General features: G+C 51.7%; 21 protein-coding genes. 12 read left to right on the forward strand and 9 right to left on the reverse strand.

Annotated elements, in window-relative coordinates; translation table 11 throughout:
* Positions 1 to 20 precede the first annotated feature (20 nt).
* Positions 21 to 1,301, forward strand: a complete 1,281-nt coding sequence (locus tag H5P27_RS05585) for a glucose-1-phosphate adenylyltransferase (RefSeq protein WP_185659384.1) — start codon at positions 21 to 23, stop codon at positions 1,299 to 1,301.
* An 18-nt stretch (positions 1,302 to 1,319) separates the two neighbouring features.
* Positions 1,320 to 2,162, forward strand: coding sequence for a universal stress protein (locus H5P27_RS05590; RefSeq protein ID WP_185659385.1), 843 nt, complete (start codon positions 1,320 to 1,322; stop codon positions 2,160 to 2,162).
* A gap of 31 nt (positions 2,163 to 2,193) precedes the next feature.
* On the opposite strand, the gene H5P27_RS05595 is transcribed toward H5P27_RS05590, so the two are convergent.
* Both H5P27_RS05595 and H5P27_RS05600 read right to left on the reverse strand, forming a co-directional pair.
* Positions 2,194 to 3,006 (reverse strand): hypothetical protein, encoded by an 813-nt coding sequence (locus tag H5P27_RS05595; RefSeq protein WP_185659386.1) that lies wholly within the window; start codon positions 3,004 to 3,006, stop codon positions 2,194 to 2,196.
* Between the two features lie 64 nt (positions 3,007 to 3,070).
* Positions 3,071 to 3,730, reverse strand: coding sequence for a hypothetical protein (locus H5P27_RS05600; protein ID WP_185659387.1), 660 nt, complete (start codon positions 3,728 to 3,730; stop codon positions 3,071 to 3,073).
* A 183-nt stretch (positions 3,731 to 3,913) separates the two neighbouring features.
* Here H5P27_RS05600 and H5P27_RS05605 point away from each other — a divergent pair, with 183 nt between their 5' ends.
* Genes H5P27_RS05605 through uvrB form a run of 9 tightly spaced genes read left to right on the forward strand, consistent with a single transcriptional unit; the run spans position 3,914 to position 12,760 of the window.
* Positions 3,914 to 4,198: an acylphosphatase gene (locus tag H5P27_RS05605; protein WP_185659388.1), complete on the forward strand. Its 285-nt coding sequence runs from the start codon at positions 3,914 to 3,916 to the stop codon at positions 4,196 to 4,198.
* 2 nt (positions 4,199 to 4,200) lie between these two features.
* Positions 4,201 to 5,064, forward strand: a complete 864-nt coding sequence (locus H5P27_RS05610; RefSeq protein WP_185659389.1) for an ABC transporter ATP-binding protein — start codon at positions 4,201 to 4,203, stop codon at positions 5,062 to 5,064.
* Entirely contained in the window at positions 5,061 to 5,885 is an 825-nt protein-coding gene (locus tag H5P27_RS05615) for an ABC transporter permease subunit (protein ID WP_185659390.1), read from the forward strand. The genes H5P27_RS05610 and H5P27_RS05615 overlap by 4 nt, the downstream gene beginning before the upstream one ends.
* Positions 5,875 to 6,624 carry a tetratricopeptide repeat protein gene (locus H5P27_RS05620; RefSeq protein WP_185659391.1) on the forward strand — a complete coding sequence of 250 codons (750 nt, stop codon included), beginning with the start codon at positions 5,875 to 5,877 and terminating at the stop codon, positions 6,622 to 6,624. Before H5P27_RS05615 ends, H5P27_RS05620 begins: the two co-directional genes overlap by 11 nt.
* A gap of 57 nt (positions 6,625 to 6,681) precedes the next feature.
* Positions 6,682 to 7,284 (forward strand): adenylyl-sulfate kinase, encoded by a 603-nt coding sequence (cysC, locus tag H5P27_RS05625; RefSeq protein WP_185659392.1) that lies wholly within the window; start codon positions 6,682 to 6,684, stop codon positions 7,282 to 7,284.
* A gap of 14 nt (positions 7,285 to 7,298) precedes the next feature.
* Positions 7,299 to 8,699: a hypothetical protein gene (locus H5P27_RS05630; RefSeq protein ID WP_185659393.1), complete on the forward strand. Its 1,401-nt coding sequence runs from the start codon at positions 7,299 to 7,301 to the stop codon at positions 8,697 to 8,699.
* Positions 8,700 to 8,752: 53 nt separating this feature from the next.
* Positions 8,753 to 9,424: an HAD family hydrolase gene (locus H5P27_RS05635; RefSeq protein ID WP_185659394.1), complete on the forward strand. Its 672-nt coding sequence runs from the start codon at positions 8,753 to 8,755 to the stop codon at positions 9,422 to 9,424.
* A gap of 33 nt (positions 9,425 to 9,457) precedes the next feature.
* The gene (locus tag H5P27_RS05640) at positions 9,458 to 10,729 is read left to right on the forward strand and encodes a dicarboxylate/amino acid:cation symporter (protein WP_185659395.1); all 1,272 of its coding nucleotides are present in this window, start codon (positions 9,458 to 9,460) and stop codon (positions 10,727 to 10,729) included.
* 18 nt (positions 10,730 to 10,747) lie between these two features.
* A complete protein-coding gene (gene uvrB, locus H5P27_RS05645) occupies positions 10,748 to 12,760 on the forward strand; it encodes an excinuclease ABC subunit UvrB (RefSeq protein ID WP_185659396.1) in 2,013 nt (670 codons plus the stop codon).
* A gap of 81 nt (positions 12,761 to 12,841) precedes the next feature.
* On the opposite strand, the gene H5P27_RS05650 is transcribed toward uvrB, so the two are convergent.
* The 7 genes from H5P27_RS05650 to lipA form a co-directional block, all read right to left on the reverse strand.
* Positions 12,842 to 14,233, reverse strand: coding sequence for a tetratricopeptide repeat protein (locus tag H5P27_RS05650; protein ID WP_185659397.1), 1,392 nt, complete (start codon positions 14,231 to 14,233; stop codon positions 12,842 to 12,844).
* A gap of 34 nt (positions 14,234 to 14,267) precedes the next feature.
* Positions 14,268 to 14,681 (reverse strand): ExbD/TolR family protein, encoded by a 414-nt coding sequence (locus H5P27_RS05655; protein WP_185659398.1) that lies wholly within the window; start codon positions 14,679 to 14,681, stop codon positions 14,268 to 14,270.
* A 10-nt stretch (positions 14,682 to 14,691) separates the two neighbouring features.
* Positions 14,692 to 15,099, reverse strand: coding sequence for an ExbD/TolR family protein (locus H5P27_RS05660; RefSeq protein WP_185659399.1), 408 nt, complete (start codon positions 15,097 to 15,099; stop codon positions 14,692 to 14,694).
* Positions 15,100 to 15,190: 91 nt separating this feature from the next.
* Complete coding sequence (locus tag H5P27_RS05665) at positions 15,191 to 16,588, reverse strand: MotA/TolQ/ExbB proton channel family protein (RefSeq protein WP_185659400.1); 1,398 nt, start codon at positions 16,586 to 16,588, stop codon at positions 15,191 to 15,193.
* 36 nt (positions 16,589 to 16,624) lie between these two features.
* The gene (locus H5P27_RS05670; protein ID WP_185659401.1) at positions 16,625 to 17,401 is read right to left on the reverse strand and encodes a DUF3450 family protein; all 777 of its coding nucleotides are present in this window, start codon (positions 17,399 to 17,401) and stop codon (positions 16,625 to 16,627) included.
* Between the two features lie 575 nt (positions 17,402 to 17,976).
* Positions 17,977 to 18,438 carry a RidA family protein gene (locus H5P27_RS05675; protein ID WP_185659402.1) on the reverse strand — a complete coding sequence of 154 codons (462 nt, stop codon included), beginning with the start codon at positions 18,436 to 18,438 and terminating at the stop codon, positions 17,977 to 17,979.
* Between the two features lie 45 nt (positions 18,439 to 18,483).
* Positions 18,484 to 19,359, reverse strand: a complete 876-nt coding sequence (gene lipA / locus H5P27_RS05680) for a lipoyl synthase (RefSeq protein ID WP_185659634.1) — start codon at positions 19,357 to 19,359, stop codon at positions 18,484 to 18,486.
* A gap of 150 nt (positions 19,360 to 19,509) precedes the next feature.
* On the opposite strand from lipA, the gene lysS reads away from it, so the two are divergent.
* Complete coding sequence (gene lysS / locus H5P27_RS05685; protein WP_185659403.1) at positions 19,510 to 20,976, forward strand: lysine--tRNA ligase; 1,467 nt, start codon at positions 19,510 to 19,512, stop codon at positions 20,974 to 20,976.
* Positions 20,977 to 21,041: the final 65 nt, after the last annotated feature.

Below are 21,041 nucleotides of genomic sequence, written 5' to 3' on the forward strand. Positions count from 1 at the left end.
TCCAAACCCTCTAGAAAAACATGCATAAAAAAGCGATTGCCGTAATTATGGGAGGCGGGCGTGGATCCCGTCTTTACCCCCTCACTAAAGAACGTTGTAAGCCCGCAGTACCCCTTGCCGGAAAATACCGACTCGTCGATATCCCTATCAGCAATTGCCTCAATTCGGGAATCAATAACATCTACCTCCTCACGCAGTTCAACACTGCATCTCTACACCGCCATATTCAGGAGACCTATCGCTTTGATCCTTTCGGCGGTGGCACGGTGGACATCCTTTCCGCTGAACAAACAGAAAAGGGCGACACTTGGTATCAAGGCACTGCTGACGCGGTCCGCCAGAACATCCACCACTTCACGAGCAGCGACTACGACTATGTAATTATCCTATCTGGAGACCAGCTCTACCGGATGGATTATGACAAGATTATCGAAGAGCATATCGCAAACGGAGCGGAAGTCACGGTCGCCGCCATCCCGTTTCCGGCGACCAATGTGGAGGGTCTTGGCTTGATGCGTGTTTCCGACTCTTTGGACGTCACAGAGTTCGTCGAAAAGCCAACGGACCCCAAGATCATCGAAGGACTGAAAATTCCTGAGACTATCGCTGCGACTCTGAAGACCAAAGAGGCAGAGGAATGCTGTCTCGCATCGATGGGTATCTACGTTTTCAATCGTGAGACCATGATCGACGCCTTGGACAACTCCATGACCGATTTTGGCAAGGAGGTCATCCCGTCATTGCTTGGCTCCTCCAAACTTAAGGCCACGATTTTCGAAGGCTACTGGGAGGATATTGGAACCGTTAAGGCATTCTTCGATGCTAACCTCCAGTTGGCAGACCCCATGCCTCAGTTCAATTTCTTCTCGCGTGGTCGGCCGATCTATTCGAGAGCCCGTTATTTGCCTGCCAGCAAGATCAACCGTTGCTCGATCAACCATGTTATCGTCGGCGATGGCTGTATCGTGACGGACTCTTACCTCAAACGCTGCGTAATTGGAATTCGCTCGGTACTCCGAGAGGGAACCAGGCTCGAAAACGTAATTATGATGGGCGCTGACTCTTTCGAGAGCGCGGAGGACAGACGCAGGAACAAAGAATTGGGCCGGCCAGATGTTGGCGTGGGGCTCAATTGCGAAATCAAGAACGCGATCATAGACAAGGGAGCCCGCATTGGCGACAACGTGAAGCTCAATCCAGAAGGTAAGCCGGACATGTATGAGAAGAACGGTGTCTTCGTAAGGGATGGGGTTGTGATCGTCACTAAAGGCACGGCCGTTCCTTCAAATACGATATTCTAAAAGCAACCAGTACCTCTCATGAAAATCTTAGTCTGCATCGATGGTTCCCAGTACTCCCAAAGTTGTTGCGAATATGCGGCATGGGTGGCTGATCGATTGCAGGCTTCGATCGACATTGTGTATGTGACGGATCTTCGCCAATTCGAGGTCCCGTTTGTTGCAGACCTAAGTGGAAGTTTAGGTCTGCAGCCTTACCAGTCCATAATGGGCGAGCTGCAGCAGCTGGAGGACCGGAAGGCTACGTTGATTCTGGATCAAGCGGAAGCGACTTTATCGGAAGCAGGGTACAAGGGCGAGATTGTCCGTATCCACAAAACAGGTTTCCTCGTTGATTCTCTCAGTGACCTAGAAGCTTCCTGCGAGCTGATCGTACTTGGCAAGCGTGGCGAGAATGCCAATTTCGCGGCCGAACATCTTGGTTCAACGATGGAGCGCGTCGTGAGAGCATCCAAGCGACCTTGCCTAATCGCCTCTCGCGCATTCTCACCAGTCGAAAAAGTGCTCCTCGCCTATGAAAACGTGCCCTCCTGCAACGCTGCGGTAGAGTATTTTTGCAATTCGAGTAGTTTTTCGGATGTGGAATTGCACCTAGCGAGTGTAGCGAAGAAGGACAACGAATCGGCCTTGCTTAGCGAACTCAAGGAGGTCGAGGACAAGTTTTCCTCCCGTGGCATAAACGTTGTTTGCCAAATGTTGCATGGAGCAGTGGCTCCAGCCTTGGCTGATTACGCGAGTGAAAAGGGAATCGGCATGCTCGCTATGGGCGCCTACGGCCATTCGCGCATCCGGCATTTGGTGATCGGCAGCACGACCACGGAAATCTTAAGAGATTGTAAGTTGCCGACCTTATTATTCCGTTAGGACTTAACGAAATTTCCGGTCGCAGCGCTTCTTACAGGGCAGGAAGCCTGTTGAAGGAAAACTGGTTGAGGATGTAGTCGTAGAGCTTTGGCTTTTCCATCGGCAGGCTCCTGATCAACTCAGTTGTCTCTTCTGCTAGCTGGTTTAGCTCCTCTGAATCGAGAAGGATCTCCGTTCTTAGGTCCGCCAATTCACAACGGTAGGTGAGCCAGTCAGTCTTGAATTGAAGCGCGTGATATTGGCCACCTATTTCCTTTTCGATTTTACGGCATGTTTTCTCTGGGAAATTGCCTTCGAGCACGGAGTTGACCCGCGCTATCTGGGCGAGCTCTACGTAACCCAGTTTATCGGTTTCCACGGAAGTTAGGAGGCACCTCAGAAGCATGAGTGATTCAGAGACCTCTCCCTTTTTGAATCTCAGTGCGAGGCGGATGCTCTTGTGGCTCCAATTATTGAAAAAGCGGGCCACCAAAAGAAACCTTCCTTCGTGATTCAGCTTCGACAGCGGAGAATGCACACCAGTGAAGCAGGGTCGTTCCTCCTTTTGTGAGCGTTCTAGCCGAACTTGGAGAAAGCGTTCGAAGTCTGACACTCTACGGGTGTAGGGCAGGTAGCGCCAGCAGTCGCAGAGAATCTGCTTCAATTCGAAAAGGCGGGCTTGTTTCTCTTCGTAACCTGACAAGTAGAGATACTCGGAGATCAGGTTAACGTAGCTAGTGGTGGCTTGCACGTAGGTATGCACGTTGCCACGCGTAGATCTTTGAAGGAGCGAGCGGGTTGTTCGCCTTTCAGGATTGAGCGCTTCTCGGGTGAATTGAGTTACCCGATTTTTTTTCAGACTCATAGGAACTGGGATGGGATCGCGGTTGTGGGACCGGCAGGATAACGATGGGAAAGGCTGGGTAGGCCTAATCGTCGTCGCTACCGCGGGCTATGGTGGCTCGGCAATCGGAAGTCACTCTTAGCCAAATTTCCCGGATATCGAAGATTCGAATCCGGGCGTGTTTCACGTAGAGAGAAACAGGTTCTATATTCAGCGCCTCAAATTTCTTCAATTCGCTGAGAGCTGCATTAAGTGAGGACATGCCCCGCTTAAAATAAGCAATAGCCAAGGCAAAGTCGTCCATGTCCAAGGCTGTCACTGCAAGTAGTCCGTAGTAGTCTGATTCGTTAAGGGAAATTTGATAGGATAGAGCCGATGCAGCGTCTACCGCCTCTGGAGAGAGGGAGACCCTTCTCATCCATTGTTCTGTAAGCCAGCCATGAAGAGCTTTGCTTGAGACGAAAAGTGGGTGCCTGTGCAGCGTGTAGGGTACTTCTGGTACTTGGTTTCCAGCGGAGCTATCCTCGCTCTCGGGAGCTTCGATGTTCGGCTGCCACCCCATGTAGAGGGCTACCTCGTCAAGCCTGTTAGAGCTCCTGATCAGCTTGCTGTAGATTGCTTGGTACTTTTTGACCTGATCTGTTTCGGTCCGGAGGTACTTTTCCCAACTAAACTCGTTCAAACCAGAGTCCCAGCTATCTTCCCATTCGTTGTTCGGGTTGGCGTCGCTTTCGTAATTTCCCATGCGTCTGATGACAGGCTTTTGTTAAAAGTCGGGGAAAGTTACGGGTCGCCATTTGCCGATGCAACTGAATATTTTTAGTTATTATTCCCAATAAGGATCGTCTAATGTAGTCGATTCGCCCCAGTACTGGACTTTGGTAATTAACGCTGGTTATTTGTGTTTATAACTGCTTATTAATGGCTTATGAAAATTTCCGATGATTCGTTCTATCTAAATGCCTATTTTTCGGGTCATGTGCAGGGTGTTGGTTTTCGCTACTCGGTTTCGCAGCTTGCCAAAGGATTTGAGGTGACTGGATTTGTAAAAAACCTAGTGGACGGCAGGGTGGAGCTGGAAGTAGAGGGCCGTGAGTCCGAGTGTCGCCAACTCGTAGCCGCCATTGTGGACGAGCTGGATTCCTTTGTCCGTAAAACAGAAATTTCAGACGGAATCAGGGCCAAGCAATTCACTACTTTCAGGATCGCCTAGAATTGGAGCCCTCAAAATCAGTCATAGCTCTAGAGAGCGTTACGAAGGATTTTTCTCTAGCCGGGAAGGGGCGTGTCTTGCGGGCATTGGATAAGGTCAGTCTCTCTATTCCGGCGAATTCCGTTTTTGGACTTCTGGGCCCTAACGGATCCGGCAAAAGTACGACAATCCGGCTGATTCTGGGCCTCTGCAAACCGAGTTCCGGTTGTGTCAAAGTTCTGGGATCGGATCCGCTCGATGCGAATGCTCGCCGGAAGATGGCTTACTTGCCGGATTCACCGCACTACCATCGTTTTTTGACAGCCAGAGAACTGATGCGGTTCTTTGGAAAGCTAATTGGCCTGAATTCGAAACTGCGGGAAATTTCCTCACGGGACCTACTTGTTCGATTCGGATTAGAAGAGGCGATGGATCGCAGGATCGGGACGTTTTCGAAAGGCATGCTACAGCGTCTTGGTTTTGCCCAGGCTCTGCTGGGCGATCCGGAAGTAATCGTCTTGGATGAACCCACCGCTGGGGTCGATCCTGTAGGAACCAGCTTGGTGGGCGAGTTTGTCGGCCAGCTGAAGAAAGACGGAAAAACGGTGGTCCTCAGTTCTCACTCCCTCGCTCAGCTTGAGGGAATTTGTGATCGAATTGGAATCCTGAACAAGGGGCGTCTACTCGCCTCCGGACTTGTTTCGGATTTGCTGAAGGATGATAAGGCTCAAAATCTGAGAGTTGAGGGATTGGATACCGAGTCGATTCAGGGATTAAGGGATTACGTGGAGTCGAAAGGTGGAAATCTAGAGTTTTGCAACGGAAGTCTAGAAGACCTTTTCAGGAATCTCGTCGCGAAGGACGAAAAAGAAAGGTTGGCTCCGTGACCGACTCGCTTGGAAGGATCTCCGCCCTCGCAGGAAACACCTTTCGCAATGCGGTGCGGATGCGGCTTTTTTTGGTCTTGTCCCTGGTGGGACTGGCTTCACTCGCGGCAGGCTTCTATTTCCGGGAGTTCAATTTGGGGAGCGCGGAGTTGCGCTTCATTGCTGATTTCGGATTTGGGTCGATTTCCCTATTCGGTTCGATCGCGACTATTGTAGTGGGTGTTCAGCTAGTGTACGGGGATATTGAAAACAAGACCGTGCTGCCTGTTTTGGCCAAACCCGTGTCCAGAGGGGAATTCGTGATCGGGAAATTGGCTGGAGCGTGGGCTACGGCCTGTTGTTTTGTTTTTATTCTGACTGTTTCGCTCCTACTTGCTTTGTGGATTCGAGAGTCGCAAATCGCCTTGTCCGCTGATGAAGGAGCCATTACCAGTGAGCGTGTTAGTTACGCGGGCGTTTTGTTATTTGCCGCCGCCCAATGTATCCGATTCCTAATACTCTCGGCTGCAACCGTCTTCTTATCGAGTTACGCGAGCTCTTCGCTTTTTGCCGTTTTTGCCAGCATGGGAGTTTGGATACTCGGCCAGCTTCGTGGTTCTCTGCCCAACTTGGTCGAAAGTGGTCAGGACACAGTGTTTTCGGTATCCGGTGTTTTATCACTCCTGGTGCCTGACCTTAGCCAATTCGATTTGGGGGCTGCTCTGTTCGACGGATCAGCGTTTGGTGCGGCGTCATTATGGGGGCTACTGGCTTACGCATTAGCTTACACTTTTGTCTATTCGGTGCTCGCTGTCCTAGTGTTGAAGAATCGTGAGTTTTAAACTTCAATTGTTCACGCTCTGGTTTTCGCTCTCCGTCTTTGCGGGAGTCGTGACTCGTCCATTATTACCGAACCAATGGCAGGGGGGCAGCCATGAAACGCAGGAGCTCGCTTCTATCGAGTCAGGCTTGGGAGGTGGTGTGACTCTAGCAGCCCTTGGCGGCTATCGGAGTATCGCAGCTAATTTTGTCTGGCTCAAGATGTACGATGATTGGAGGTTCAGAAGAGAGTCCGATGTTCTAGAGAAAATGGAGCTCGCTGTATCTCTCAATCCAAGCGTGGTCTATTTCTGGCTGGATGGGGCACGGATCATCGCGAATGACATGCCGGTATGGGTGGTCGGCGACGAAGAGATGGACTCTTTGTTCGACGATTCAAGCGAAGAGGGCCGCTCGGTCCGGGTGGAGTATGCAAAGCAAGCGATAGCGTTTCTCGACAGAGCTCCTGAATCGATCTCATCCGATTACAGGATCCCGCTGGAAAAAGGGATCGTCTATTGGAAGCGTCTTCAGGATCTGGATAACGCGATCGTTTGTTTTAAAGAGGCTGCGGATGTTGAAGGTTCGCCTTATTTTGTGGCACGCGTTTGTGCGGAGCTTCTTTATCGCAACGATCAAAAGGAAGACGCTTACGAGTATTTGTCGGAGGAATACGAGAAGTTGCCGGATGGAGATGAGCGGGCCATGAAGCCGATTATCGCTAAAAAGCTTGAGGAATTGAAAAAGGAGCTCGGCCGCTAGATCTGGTATGCTCTTGGCTTGCCCTTCTGATAGGCGCAGAGAGTATGTCTAAACGTTATGAGCGAGAATTTACACCCAATTTCGGACAGATTGCTAACGCAAGCGGACAGAGAAGCCTCCCTCGGACAAAAGGGAAAAGTCATCTGGCTTTGTGGCCTTTCGGGCTCAGGAAAAAGTACTTTGGCCATCGCTTTAGAGAAGACTTTGCATCAAGCAGGTAGGCACGTGTACGTGCTCGATGGTGACAATATTCGCACCGGGTTAAACGCTGGACTGGGTTTTAGTTCAGAGGATCGTCAGGAAAACATCCGTCGTATTGCGGAAGTCTCCAAACTATTCGCGGATGCGGGGATGATCACCATAAACTCTTTTATTACTCCTACGGAGTCTTTGCGCGCCATGGCTCGGGAAATCGTAGGTAAAGACAATCTAATCGAAGTTTACGTGAAAGCGTCTTTCGAGACTTGCAAGAAGCGAGATGTGAAGGGGCTCTACAAGAAAGTAGAGCAGGGGCTGGTTCCCGATTTCACCGGCAAGGATTCAGGATTCGAAGAGCCTGTCCAAACGGATTTGGTCATAGACACAGAAGCAGAAACAGTTGAGGAATCACTTGCAAAGCTAGTTGACTTTGTCAGCCCCACGGTCGGTCCGGACGCATAGCGTATTCCCTAGGTATGCCCCTCGTTTTACTCAAAGTCGCTAAGTGGCTGCTCAGTAAGGGGGCTGTTTTACTTTTAGCCGGAGGGGTGGCGGTTTGCGTATTCGCTCTTTGGATATTCATTCAAAAGAGCTACTCTTCGGAGGGGGAGCGAGTGACCGAACTTGCTTCTTTGCAAGAGCGGGCCAGCGAGCTGTATGCTAAACTTGAGCTTGCCCACAGTCGACTGATCGAAGTCGGCGAAGACTTGGAAGAAACGCGCCGGCGCTTGGAGGCTGCCCAGAGCGTCATCGAGTACTTCGATGGGATCCTAAATCGGATCGAACGGTTCATCACCATGAGCGCTGCGGAGCGAGCTGAGAGCGAGGCTCGTTTGGAGGAAGCCAAAAAACAGCGTGATAGCCTCGCCTCGAAACGTAAGGAGCTCCTTTCTGAGCAAGCGGAGCTCCGCGTCGATCGCATCGCCTTCAGCGAGGAGGCTCGCTCTCTGGAGTCCCGAATTGGAGAGCTCGAGCTGGAGTCGTCGGATTTTCTCGAACATCTTGAAGAGTCTTGGACCCGCCTCAAACCGTACCTAATCGTTTCGCTTGCTAGCATCATCTTAGTCCCGATCGCGTGGAAGCTTTTTGCATTCTACCTATGGGCTCCGCTTCTGACGCTTGCGGGGCCAATCCGCCTGCTGAAGCATGACATTCCAGCTCCTTCCTTGAGCTCTCAAGGCGTATCGGTGCGGGTGCAGCTCCAGCAGGAAAACCGACTTTGGGTTAAGGAATCCTATCTCCAGGCCTCCGACGAAAGCCTGAAGCGGAGAACCCGATTTTTACTGAATTGGTCCTTCCCAGCGACCTGCTTGGCAGCAGGTTTGACGGAGATGGTTGAATTCTCGCAAGAGGATGAAGGCGAGGGAAGCGTGACCGTTTCGCCGCAGCGAAAGGCTGAGCTTGAGGTTGCCTTACTAGAAGTCCCAGAAGGAAGCCAGGTCGTGGTTCGTCCAAGCTGTATAGCTGGACTTGTTTCTCGTGGGCTAGAGCAAGTGAAAATCAGCCGTCGGTGGAGGTTGTTTCATCCGCAAGCATGGCTGACTTTTCAGTTCCGCTATTTCATTTTCGAAGGTCCTTGCGCCTTGATCGTAAGTGGCGTGCGAGGAGTGCGTTTTGAAACTTTGGATACGAAGGTAGACAAGGGCCGGCGTTCGAACCAGATCGCCACGATTGGCTTCACCCCGAATCTCGCTTATGGAGTTGTTCGAGCCGAGACTTTCTGGACCTATTTTCGCGGTTTCAATCCGTTGTTTGATGACGTTTTCCGAGGACGTGGCGTGTTCTTGTGCCAGGAAATTTCCGAAGAGGAAACGACGGGAGCTGCTCGCTTTTGGGGCAATTTTTGGAGTTCCGTGCTCAAGGTGTTAGGGGTTTGATCGCATTTGCTGTTTAGGCTGGCCATTTGATTCAGCCCCTTTGGTCTAAGCACATGACCTATGATGTTGGATTCATTTTCGACTGGGACGGAGTCGTGGTCGACTCTTCCAAGCAGCATGCCGAAAGCTGGGATATTATGTCGGAGCGGGAAGGGCTACCCCTGTTCGACGGACATTTTAAGATGGGCTTTGGCAAAAGAAACGAGGTCATCATTCCCGAAATACTTAAATGGGCAACCGAACCAGATGAAGTTGCGAGGCTCGCCTTCCTAAAAGAAGAGACTTATCGGAGCATTGTTAAGAAATCAGGACTGCAGCCTCTCCCCGGGGTGGCCGCCTTTCTTAAGAGCCTTATCGATAACGGCCAAAGAAGAGTCGTCGGCTCGTCCACACCACGGGCTAATATCGAAGCTGTTACCGATATAATTGGCCTAGCAGGTTGTTTCGAGGGTGTCGTGGCGGCGGAGGACGTTTCGCGCGGCAAACCCGACCCGGAGGTTTTTCTCAAAGCTGCCGACCTGATCTCGATGAAGCCAGAGCGCTGCGTCGTATTTGAGGATTCGTTTTCGGGGATCGAGGCGGGGCTCGCCGCGGGTATGACCGTTGTGGGAATTGCTACTACAAATCCACTGGCATCACTCGTTGAAGCTGGCGTCGCTCTTGCTGTAGAAAGCTTCGAAGAACTTAATTTGGAGCGAGTTGCCTCTTTGATCGTCAATCAATAGAATTCAGCCGCTCAGCCCCGCAATATCTGACCTATGGACATCTCTAATTCAAAGTTAACGCGTAACATCCTCGTCGCCATGGTGGCTGGTTTCGTTCTTGGCATCGGGCTCAATCTTCTGGGACTGCAAGAGCAAGCCTTCGTCCGAGATCAGATTCTAAATGGAGCGCTCGGGGTGGTTGGCGATATCTTTATCCGCTCCTTGAAATTGCTAGTGGTTCCTCTGGTTTTTGTCTCGCTCGTTTGCGGAACAGCCGCAATGGACGATGTTCGAAAGCTGGGGAAAATCGGGGTGAAGACGGTCGCTCTTTATCTGCTTACCACCTGTATCGCTATTTCGATAGCGATGATCCTCGCCTTCGTATTCAAACCCGGTGTCGGGGTTGAGACGAGTGGAGCAGAAGATTACGTCGCGACTGAAGCTCCCACGATTTGGCAGGTCATAACGGATATGTTCCCGACCAATCCGGTGGAAGCGATGGCGGCGGGCAATATGCTGCAGATTATCGTGTTTTCTGTCTTATTTGGTTTAGCGATGGTTGTATCCGGCGAGCCAGGACAGCGTATTTTGCGCGTGTTTGAAGATCTGAACGAAATTGTCCTCAAGCTGGTTTCCATTTTGATGTTGATCGCTCCCTTCGGTGTATTCGCCAAGATTACGATCGTTTTCGCCAAAGAAGGTGGAGGAGCGATTGTAGAGCTCGGTAAGTATTTCCTTTTGGTTATCTTGGTTCTGATTGTCCATGCGGTGGTCGTATATCCGACTCTTTTGAAGCTGCTTAGCGGTCTTAGCCCTATCCAGTTTCTGAAGAATTTCTACAAGGTGCAGATATTCGCTTTCAGTACTGCGAGTAGTAATGCGACCTTGCCAATCACTCTCGAAACCATGGAGAAAAAGATGGGCGTGGATAATTCGGTCGCTTCGTTTACCATTCCTTTGGGAGCGACCATCAACATGGATGGAACCGCGATTATGCAAGGGGTTGCCACTGTTTTTATCGCTCAGATATCCGGGGTGGACTTGACGATTAGTCAGTTGCTGATGGTTGTTGTGACAGCGACTTTGGCTTCTATCGGTACGGCTGGGGTCCCTGGGGTGGGGCTTGTTATGCTCGCTATGGTCCTGAATCAAGTGGGATTGCCAGTGGAAAAGATAAGCCTGATCGTCGGGATTGACCGGATCCTGGATATGGTTCGCACGGCAGTTAACGTGACAGGCGACGCGGCAGTAACCTGTATTGTGGCGAAAAGCGAAAATCAGATGGATGTTGCAAGTTATGATGCCGATCCGAATTCGGTCGGCTGATTAGCGCTCAGCTAACATATGGGACTTTTCAAGCTCAACGCGGACTATCAGCCTACGGGGGATCAACCAGCCGCGATCGAGACGCTTGTCGAATCGATCAAGGATGGGAACAAATTTCAGACTTTGTTGGGAGTTACCGGTTCCGGGAAGACTTTTTCCATGGCAAATATAATCGCCGAGCTGGACCGGCCGGCCTTGATTATATCTCACAATAAAACGCTAGCTGCTCAGCTGTATTCGGAATTTAAGCGCTTTTTCCCTGAGAACGCGGTCGAATACTTTGTTAGCTATTACGACTATTATCAGCCGGAAGCCTATGTCCCGTCCTCTGATACTTTTATCGAAAAAGACTCGTCGATAAACGATGAGATAGACCGTCTTCGTATATCAACTACAAGTAGCTTGATCAGTCGTCGGGACGTTATCGTAGTCGCGAGTGTCTCCTGTATTTATGGCCTCGGTTCGCCGGAGGACTTCCAGGAGTTGATGATACCATTGAGGATCGGCGAGGAGCTGGGACGTGAGAATCTCTTGAATGGGCTCATTGAAATCCTTTACGAGCGTAATGATATCAGTCTGGAGCGAGGCCGTTTTAGGGTCCGCGGAGATGTCGTCGATGTGATGCCGGCTTATCTGGAGAAAGGACTGCGTATTGAGTTTTGGGGAGACGAAGTGGAGCGCTTATCCGAGTTTGACCCGCTTACTGGCAAAGTGATTCAGGAGTTGGATCAGTTTAATTTGTATCCAGCTAATCAATTCGTGACGACCCGTGAGAAAATGGAAGGGGCCGTCGAGCGAGTGAAGCAAGAGCTTAAGGAGCGTGTAGCGAAATTCGAATCCAAGGGGCAGCTTCTTGAGGCGCAGCGCATCAGCATGCGGACGAACTACGACCTGGAGATGATGCGGGAGGTTGGGTTTTGTAATGGCATTGAAAACTATTCGATGCACCTCTCTGGCCGCACCCCGGGGGAACGGCCATTTTGCCTGATAGATTTCTTCCAAAAGGACTTTCTCCTTTTTGTGGACGAAAGCCATGTGACCATTCCGCAAATCGGGGCTATGTACGCGGGAGATAGGTCTAGAAAGACGACTTTGGTGGAATATGGGTTCCGGTTACCCTCCGCCTTGGAAAACAGACCTATGAACTTTCAGGAGTTTATGGAGGTGACAGGGCAAACTGTTTACGTAACCGCGACGCCGGCTAAATTCGAAAAGGAGAAGAGTGCGGTGGTGGCGGAACAAATTATCCGACCCACCGGCTTACTCGATCCTGTTATTACCATTCGTCCCACGAAGGGTCAGGTCGAAGATCTCATCTCGGAAATCCGATTAGCCATCGAGGCGGGAGAGCGAGTTTTGGTGACCACTTTAACGAAGAGACTCAGCGAAGACATTACGGCCTTCTTGCGTGAGAAGGATATCAGCGTGGAATACCTGCATTCGGACATCGATGCGTTGGAGCGAGTCGAGATCCTTCGGCGTCTGAGAGCTGGGAAATTCGATGTATTGGTCGGGATCAATTTGCTGCGCGAGGGTTTGGATTTGCCCGAGGTCGCGTTGGTCGCGATTTTGGACGCCGACAAGGAAGGTTTCCTCCGTAGCGAAACCAGTCTGGTACAAACCGCTGGTCGGGCGGCGAGGCACGAGAAAGGCCGCGTCATCTTTTACGCCGATGTGGAAACTGATTCCATCAGGCGAACCATGGAGATCGCTGAGTACCGACGATCGAAGCAGATCGAGTACAACGAGGCTCATGGAATTATTCCAAGAAGCGTTAATCGTGGCGACCAGCAGAGCTTGCGAGAGCTCATGGAGGAAGAGGAAAAGGATATCGCCTCCATGGTGGGAGAGGATGACGATGTACAGGCCGTCATCGATGAACTGACCGTCGAAATGGATGAAGCTGCTGCGAAACTGGAATTTGAAAAGGCGGCTTTGTTGCGGGACCAGATCGAGTCCTTGAAATCTGGCGACGCGAGCGGTCCCTCGGGCAAGAAATCAGGCTACGGTCGTAAAGGCAGAAGACGCTAGGTTCTCTCGCTACGACACAAAAAAAGCGGAGGCCGAAGCCTCCGCTGAAATATTGACTAAGAACAAATTGATTTGGACCGACTAGAGTCCGAGCGATGCGATGTGGACCTTGCGAACCTGCTCGAGGTAGCGGCCAATGTGATCTTGTGGATCGATGACCTGTACGCGCTCGAGGAGTGGGATCGCCTTGTCGAAACGCTCGCGAGCAACGTAGGAACGTGCCCAAGAGATAAGAGCTCGGGTTTCGTACTTACGAACCTTGGTAGCTCTTTCGAAGTAAAGATCGGCACGAGAGTATCCGTCTACGTCGCCCTTGTTGGAGTTGAACTCGGCTAGGAGGAGCAGAGCCTGTCCATCCATAGGGTCGCGTTCGATAAGCTCTTCCAAGATCGGCATAACGCTGTCTCCTGCACCAGTCGCGAGAGCGATCTGAGCTTCGAGGCGAAGGATGGAGAGCTTATTGTCGTCATCCAGTTTGCTGTCGAAGTTGGAGCGGATGTCTTTGATGAACGAAGAAGCCTGATCGTAAGTACCACGAGCAGTCATTGTTTCTGCTACGTTGACGTAGACCTGTGGGTCTTGGTCGGCATCCATCTTGATCGCGCGCTCGAAGTAGGTGAGAGCGAGCTCGTTCAAGCTGCGGGACATGTAGATGTTGCCCATGAAAACGAGGGACTCTGGAGTGGACTTGCCGAGGCGGTCCACGATTTCCTGAATCGCAACAGCGGTTTCCGCATCTTCGAGACCGAGGTAAGCGTTTGCGGCGCTTGACCAGAGAATGTCATTTTCTGGATCGTCAACGAGGATTTGCTCGAGAACGGCGATACCTTCTTCGTATTTGCGCTGTTGGAGAAGGGACTTCGCTAGACCGACTTGCCAGTCCTTTACGGATGGATCCAGTAGGATCGCTTCGCGGTAAGCGGATTCTGCGGAGAAGTACTTTTCAGTATTCACGTAGCAAAGACCGAGTAGACCCATGGTAGTGGTGTCCTTGGCTCCGAGCTCGATTGCCTTAGTGAAGTCTGTGAGAGCTGCTTCGTAGCGGCCTTCTCTTACCTTCATGATTCCGGCATTGCGGAAGGCGCGAAGGAAGGAGTCGTACTTAGCGGTAGCCTTGTCGTAGTACTTGATTGCTTCCTTCATTTCGCCCTTTTCGGCGTAGAAGCCACCGGCAATGAAGTCGAGGGCTGCACTGGAAGAATCGGTAATGGCTTTCTCGATCATGGCCAAAGCCTGATCCTTGTCGCCGTTTTCTTTGAGAAGCTCGAGAACCTGCTTCACGATTACCTGTTCCTCTTCACTTAGCTCTGGCTCGGTATCGGCTAGGGGAACGTAGGAGTTTATGAAAGCCTTCTGGATCACAGGCTGGTTCCAGAATTCGGTATCTGTCTTGAATTGCGCTGACAGAGATGCAACCCCAGCTAGGGCGATTACGCCTGTCGCGGCTGCTTTGATTGTTTTGCTGCTAATCATTTTAACTGCTTTTCTTTGAAAGTTTAAGATGGGTCTATTCGGTTACTGTTTTCATGGTCACCTGCGGGGCTCCGCCGGATTCGCATTCGTCGATGACAGCGACAACGAGTCGCATTTGAGCCTCAGGCTCTACATTTACCGTGATAGGGTGCTCTTCCTGGCGCATGGCTGGAGCCACGATTCCACGAACTGCACCAATACCAACGTCGCGATCCTTGTACATCACCTGTCCGTTGCGTCGGACGAGGAAGCTTACTAGCTCCTTTTCCTCATCCTGGTTTTGCGGGTTGCTGGTCGGGTCTGGCGTATTGGCCGCCAAGCCGGACTCTTCAACGAAGACGGTGGTTACAATGAAGAAGATCAGGAGAATGAAGACCATGTCGATCAACGGGGAGATGTTGATGTCTGTAGTCTCGTCGTCCGAATTTAAGTTTTTACGGTTTCTCATGTCTTGCGGGTTAGTTCAGTGTTGAGACGTATATCTGGTTGGCTTTGGCCAACTTGCATTCGTCAACGAGACGTACGACCGTCCCGGCTTGTGCGTTCTGATCCGCTTGGATAATTACTGGGTAATTTTCGTTTCCGGCTAGAACTCGGCGTACTTGGGAGCGAATCCCTCCGAGTCCGTAGTCTCTTCCTCCGTAGAAGATGTTATTCTGGTCGGTGACCGCTATGAGAATAACGTTCTTGGGGAGGTCGAGTGAGTTGACGGCGCTAGGCTTTTGAATTTCCACGCCGGGCTCTTTCACGAAGACAGTAGTTACGATAAAGAAGATCAGAAGAATGAACACCATATCGATCAACGGGGAAATGTTGATGTCCCCGGCCGCTTCGCTGGAGGAAGCGGATTTCTTATTTTTCATCATGGTCGTTTAATTCCTTCTGTTTGGGGTTCTGCTTCATTGGGGCGGCAGCTAAGAGGCATGCCGCCCAAAGTTACGCAGGCCGTGTGATCTTCTATTTCTTGCCGTTCAGTCCGTTTACGAACGCTACGGATGCTTGCTCCATTTCGCCGAGCTTACCCTTAGCGATACGGCTGAGGAGAGCTTGGCAAAGGAGACATGGGATCGCGACGATCAAACCGTACTCGGTCGTGATAAGCGCTACAGAGATACCGTCGGAAAGAGTAGCTGGGTCACCAGTACCGAAAACGGTGATAGCCTTGAAGGTATCGATCATACCGGTAACCGTACCGAGTAGTCCCAAGAGTGGGGAAGCGGCAGCTGTCAAAGCGATGAAGGCGATGAAGCGTTCGAGCTTTGGCTGAGCAGCGAGCAAGCGCTCGTAGAGAACTTCTTCGAGGAGTTCCTTGTCTTGGTCCGCGTGTTCAACACCAGCGACGAGGAGATCTCCGAAAGGTCCGTCAACTGAGTTCGCAGCTTCCAGAGCTTGTTGCTTGTTGCCGGAATTGAGGCTGTCGAGGATGCGTTGAAGCGTACCTGCCTTCGGGCTCTTGACGGACTTGATTTCGAAGAACTTCAAGACAGAGAGAAGGATCGCTACGAAGAACATGCCGAGCAGAGGAACCATTACGATACCACCCTTTTTGATGTGCTCGATGAGTGATTCGCTAACCAAAGCGATCTTCAGTGCGTCACCTTCAGTTGGGTCGACTGGGAGGAAACCTTCTCCGTTAGCGGTGAGGCTAGAGATTGTTGCCACTACTGGCTCTGGAACGCCTCGGCTAACTACGAGCGGGAAACCGATGTTGGTGTGGTCACCTTCAGCGAAACCGATGTTTTCGCCACCGTCGCCGAAGTAGGCGAATGGGCCTGCGAGCACGAAAGTACCGGAAACCTGTAGACCGTTCTTTCCAAGAGCGTCGCCTTGGATGGTGGTGCCGCCCATGACGTTGCGGATGCGGCCAAGAGAAGCCTTGATGACTGCGAGCTGAGCGGTGAACTTTTCAGAGTCGCTTGCGGTCTCGTTTTCAGCGAGGTGTTCCGCTGTGTCTGCGATTTCCTTGTAGTCCTGCAGTTCCGCCGCGTGGATGCGGGTGGAGAATTGCTTAACGTAAGCCCCCATTGTGTTGCGGAGGTAGATATTTTCATCGCTACGAAGTTTAACCTTCTTGCGGAGGTCATCGAGGCGAAGGTCGCTGCTGTCGCGAGTAGATTTCATCTCGTCGCGTTCCTTACGGAATTCGAGCACCTGGCTTTCCAAACGAGTCAGTTCGTTGGAGAGTGGAATCTTTTCGTTGGCGATAGTTTCGCGTAGGTCAGCGAGTTCTTGCTCGGCCGCTACCAAGTCGGCCTTGGCCTCTTCAGCAACCTGGGCGAAAGTCTTCTGGGCGTTCGCGGTGCCGACTGCGAGTAGAGCGGCGAGGGCGATTGTGGTGAACTTTAAAGTCTTCATCTAAAATTGATCCTTTCGAATTGGGTCTCGAGTGGGTTATTCGACGTCGGTGATGGTGATTGGCAGGTCGACGAAGCGAACTGTTTCCTCACGCTTCTGCATAGCGACCGCGTCAGCGATGTCGTTGGCGAGCGTGTTGTCCTCGAATCGTGTCCATCCGTCCTTTGCTGGGATCATGTAGCCAGCTTCGCTACGGGTTCCGTCTACGTAGTAGGCAACTGCCAAACCGACGTAGAGGGTGTCGACGCGTACGCGCTCGCCCTTGATGTCGCGGATTTCGTTTACGACAGTGAGCTGGCTGTTGAACTTCTCAATTTCTGTGAGAACACCGATGATGTTCATGATGCGAACTGAAAGGGTCGAAGCGTCGATTTCGCGCTTAGTCTTTGGGATACGCTGGGTGATGATGGAAAGCTTTTCCTGAAGGTTAGTAGGAAGATACTTTACCAAATCCAAGGTTGTCGCTTCGAGGTCGACGATTTCGGATTTGATGATGGCGGAAGCTTGCTTGAGCTCCTCTTCCTCGTTCACGAGCTCGTCGCGGACTTTGTCAGCGTCGGTCGCTTCAGCTTCGTAGGATTCGATCGCCGCTTCGATTTTTTCGATTTCGTCTTCGAGGAGGTCGATTGATTCCTGGAGAGTCTGCTGTTCAACTGCCCACTTGTTTTTCTCTTCGGAGATAATCTTTTTGAGCTCTACCCATTCTTTCAAGGTGGAGCGAGTTTCCGAGAGGTGTGGAGCTGCATTGAGCACAGCAGCGCCTGCCAGGGCGAAGCCTGCGGCGATTAACATTACTACTTTGTTCTTAGTCATAGTACGGTCTACGTTTAGTCGTAAGGATTTTCTATAGCTATAGTCTTAAAACTTAGGTGGTGGGTTTGCCTTCAGAAACCAGCTTTTCGGGGCTGAGGATCGTGATTTTGGCAGGGATACTTGGGAAATTCTTATAACGAATAGATAATGGTCAGCATTGGGTTTATTGCCTGCTGGCCGTGGGGGATGGGTTCCGGTCGGTGACCTAGGGTTAAATCACCTAGTTGGCGACGGGGGATTTTTTTTCTGGGTTTTGTTTCTGGGAGCTTTTTGGGACGGTATTGGGGTTCAGATCTGGGAGAAGACGAAAAAGGGGATGCAGAGGGGGTACTGCAAGTCTTTAGCGCTCTCGTAAATCCTTCACTTGTAGGAGATGGTTGGGTTTGTCAATAAAGAGCTGATTATGTTGCGTAAGAATCGTTAATTTGTGTCGGATAAGGAGATTTGGCGGTTCCAGTTGTTGTCGGGCCTTCGCCTTTTGATCCTATCGGCGGGAGTTAAGATCTTGTTATGCTCTCTTCGAGCGGCAAGCAGGTCTACTTATGGCGCAAAACCGATGGTGAGGAGTGAACGCTCTACTTCAACTCGACGATGAGGCGAGTTTCGACCGCTGCATTCAAGGGTAGGCCATTTGAAGACAAAGCGACCCGTGTGTGTCTGCCGGATTCGCCGAATAGTTCCACAGCGAGGTCTGAGGCACCGTTTATGATTTTCGGGGCGTCTGTGAAACCGTCCACTCCGTTCACGAAGCCATCTATGTGGAGCAAGCGTCCGAAATCGTAGAAGTCGTTGGTAGCGACACGAATATGGGCCAAAGCGTTCAGCAAGCACCATCTCGCGGCGTCGTAACCCTGCTCTAAGCTCAAATCTCCGCCTACGCGTCCAGCGATTAGTTTTCCGTCTTGTATCGGGAGACTTCCCGAAACGGAGAGAAGCTTTCCGCTAATCGCGTACGGCAAGTAGTTGCCTTTGGCTTCGCCTGCGGGAGGCAGCGATAGGCCGAGGGCTTCAAGTTTCGAAAGGATTTGATCGATCATATTTGGGGAAGAAGCGGCTCGGCCGTAAATTTGCTAAATCAGATCTCAGCTTGCCTCTGCCCTGAGCTTGTCGACTCCAGTGAAGTGCGAGGACTGTTCGTCGGCGTGGTAGGATGAGCGGACAAGGGGGCCGGACTCTACCTTTGTGAACCCGATAGATTCACCGTAGGTTTTGAAGTCGGCGAACTCTTCGGGAGTGACCCAACGCTCTACGGGTAGGTGCTTGCTGGTGGGTTGAAGGTATTGTCCTAGAGTGAGAATCTTTACGTCGATCTCTCGCAGGTCACGCATCGCTTGTTGGACCTCTTCCTTTTCTTCGCCAAGTCCAAGCATCAAGCCTGATTTGGCGACAAAACCACGCTTCGCGGCATGGGCGAGGATTTTGAGGGAACGCTCGTAGCGAGCTTGTACGCGGACGGGCTTCTGGAGTCGCTCAACGGTCTCGACGTTATGGTTGAAGATGTCTGGCTCGGCATCGAGCACGATATCGAGTTGCTCAGTTTTTCCGCGGAAGTCGGGAGTGAGCACTTCGATCGCGGTGGAGGGGCATCTGTGGCGGATGGCACGTATAGTAGCAGCCCAGACGCTGGCTCCTCCGTCCTTCAACTCGTCACGTGTCACCGAAGTGATTACGCAGTGCTTCAAATTCATAGTCGCTACGGCCTCCGCAACTCGTGCCGGCTCGCCGATGTCGTATTCTGTGGGACGTCCGGTTTGGATCGCGCAAAAGTTGCACGACCGCGTGCAGACGTTTCCCAAAATCATGACTGTAGCGGTTCCTCGGGACCAGCATTCGCCCATGTTTGGGCACTGGGCGCTTTGGCAGACGGTGTGAAGTCCTTTATCATCTACGAGCTTGCGGACATCTCCGTATCCCTTGCCGCTTGGAAGTTTGGCTCTGAGCCAATCTGGCTTTCGCATAGTCATAAGCGATCATGAGAGTAGTCTAAGTGGGAAAAACTCAACCCTCAAATGTGGAGGGAAGGTACAATACTGCCCCTTATGCGCGGCCTGCAGGAGAAAGGCTTTGATCTTTTCCGATCCTGTTGCGTAATCCCTGCCTTTCCGATTATGAGTTCGAAACTTTCCGACATCTCCCACGACCAGTTCGCGGTGCGCCGCCAAAAGCTTGCCGATTTGCGCGACAAGGGCGTGGACCCATTTCGTACCGATTTCCAGCCCACCCATTTTTCCTCGGAGGCGGTAGCCGCTTTTGTGGAGGGAGCAGAACCGGAGGAGCAGCCGACCGTTAGCGTGGCGGGTCGTTTGATCGTCATCCGCAAGATGGGCAAAGCGCAGTTTGTCAAAATCCAAGACCAGGCTGGGATCATCCAGCTCTACGTTCGTTTGGATGGGATCGGAGCCGACGAGTACGCCGACTTCAAGAAGCTCGACCTTGGCGATATCATTGGAGTCGAGGGACAGCTCTTTCAGACCAAAACAGGCGAAATCAGCATTCGCGCTTCGAAGTACGCTCTCGTTTCAAAATCGCTCCGACCGCTTCCTGAGAAGTTCCATGGTTTGACCGATGCGGAGCAGAAGTATCGCCAGCGTCATTTGGATCTGATCATGAACAAGGAATCCCGCGAGCGCTTCTTTAACAGAAGCCGCATCGTGAGCGGAATCCGTCGATACCTCGAAGACCGGTCATTTCTAGAGGTTGAGACCCCCGTGTTTCAAAACATCGCCGGGGGTGCGGCGGCCAAGCCTTTCGTGACCCACCACAACACTTTGGATCGCGACTTCTTCATGCGAATCTCGCTTGAGCTTTACCTCAAGCGTCTGCTGGTAGGCGGATTCGACCGAGTTTTCGAGATTGGCCGCAATTTCCGCAACGAAGGCATTTCCCGTCGCCACAACCCGGAGTTCACCATGCTCGAAGTGTATCAGGCCTATTCTGATTACCGAGGTATGATGGAGCTTATCCAAGGACTGATTCGCCACCTCGTGACGGATGTGCTGGGCGGTAAGGAGATCAAAATGCCTGATGGCGAGGTGATCGACTTCATGGGCGAGTGGCGCGAAGCCAAGTACAAGGATCTCGTTTGCGAAAAGGTGGGCGATCCGGATTGGTTCTCCAAGAGCAAGGAAGAGAAGCTCGCGAAGGCCAAGGAGCTCGGCTTGGACTGCCAGGAAGACTGGGAAGACTACGAAGTTTCCAATGAAGTTTTTGGAAAGCTCATCGAGCCTAAGCTCATCCAGCCGACTTTCGTGACCCACTTGCCGAAGGAGCTTTGCCCCTTGGCCAAGATCACCAAGGACGACGATTCGACAATCGACGTTTTCGAACTCTGCATCGGTGGTATGGAAATCGCCCCGGCGTACTCGGAGCAAAATGATCCGGACGTTCAGCGTGAGATGTTCGAGAAGCAGGCCGGTGAGGAGACGCAAGATGTGGACGAGGACTTCCTCGAAACCCTTGAATACGGGATGCCGCCGGCCGGTGGTCTCGGTATGGGTATCGACCGAATCGTCATCCTTCTGACTGAAGCGGAGAACATTCGAGATGTCATTCTCTACCCTCAGCTGAGGTCGTAAGGGACAACCGAATACAGAGCCTTGATGTTATTTACGAGGACGGCACCTGCGGGAGCCGTCCTTTG

Source organism: Pelagicoccus albus, from assembly GCF_014230145.1.
In the GTDB taxonomy this organism is placed as follows: domain Bacteria; phylum Verrucomicrobiota; class Verrucomicrobiia; order Opitutales; family Opitutaceae; genus Pelagicoccus; species Pelagicoccus albus.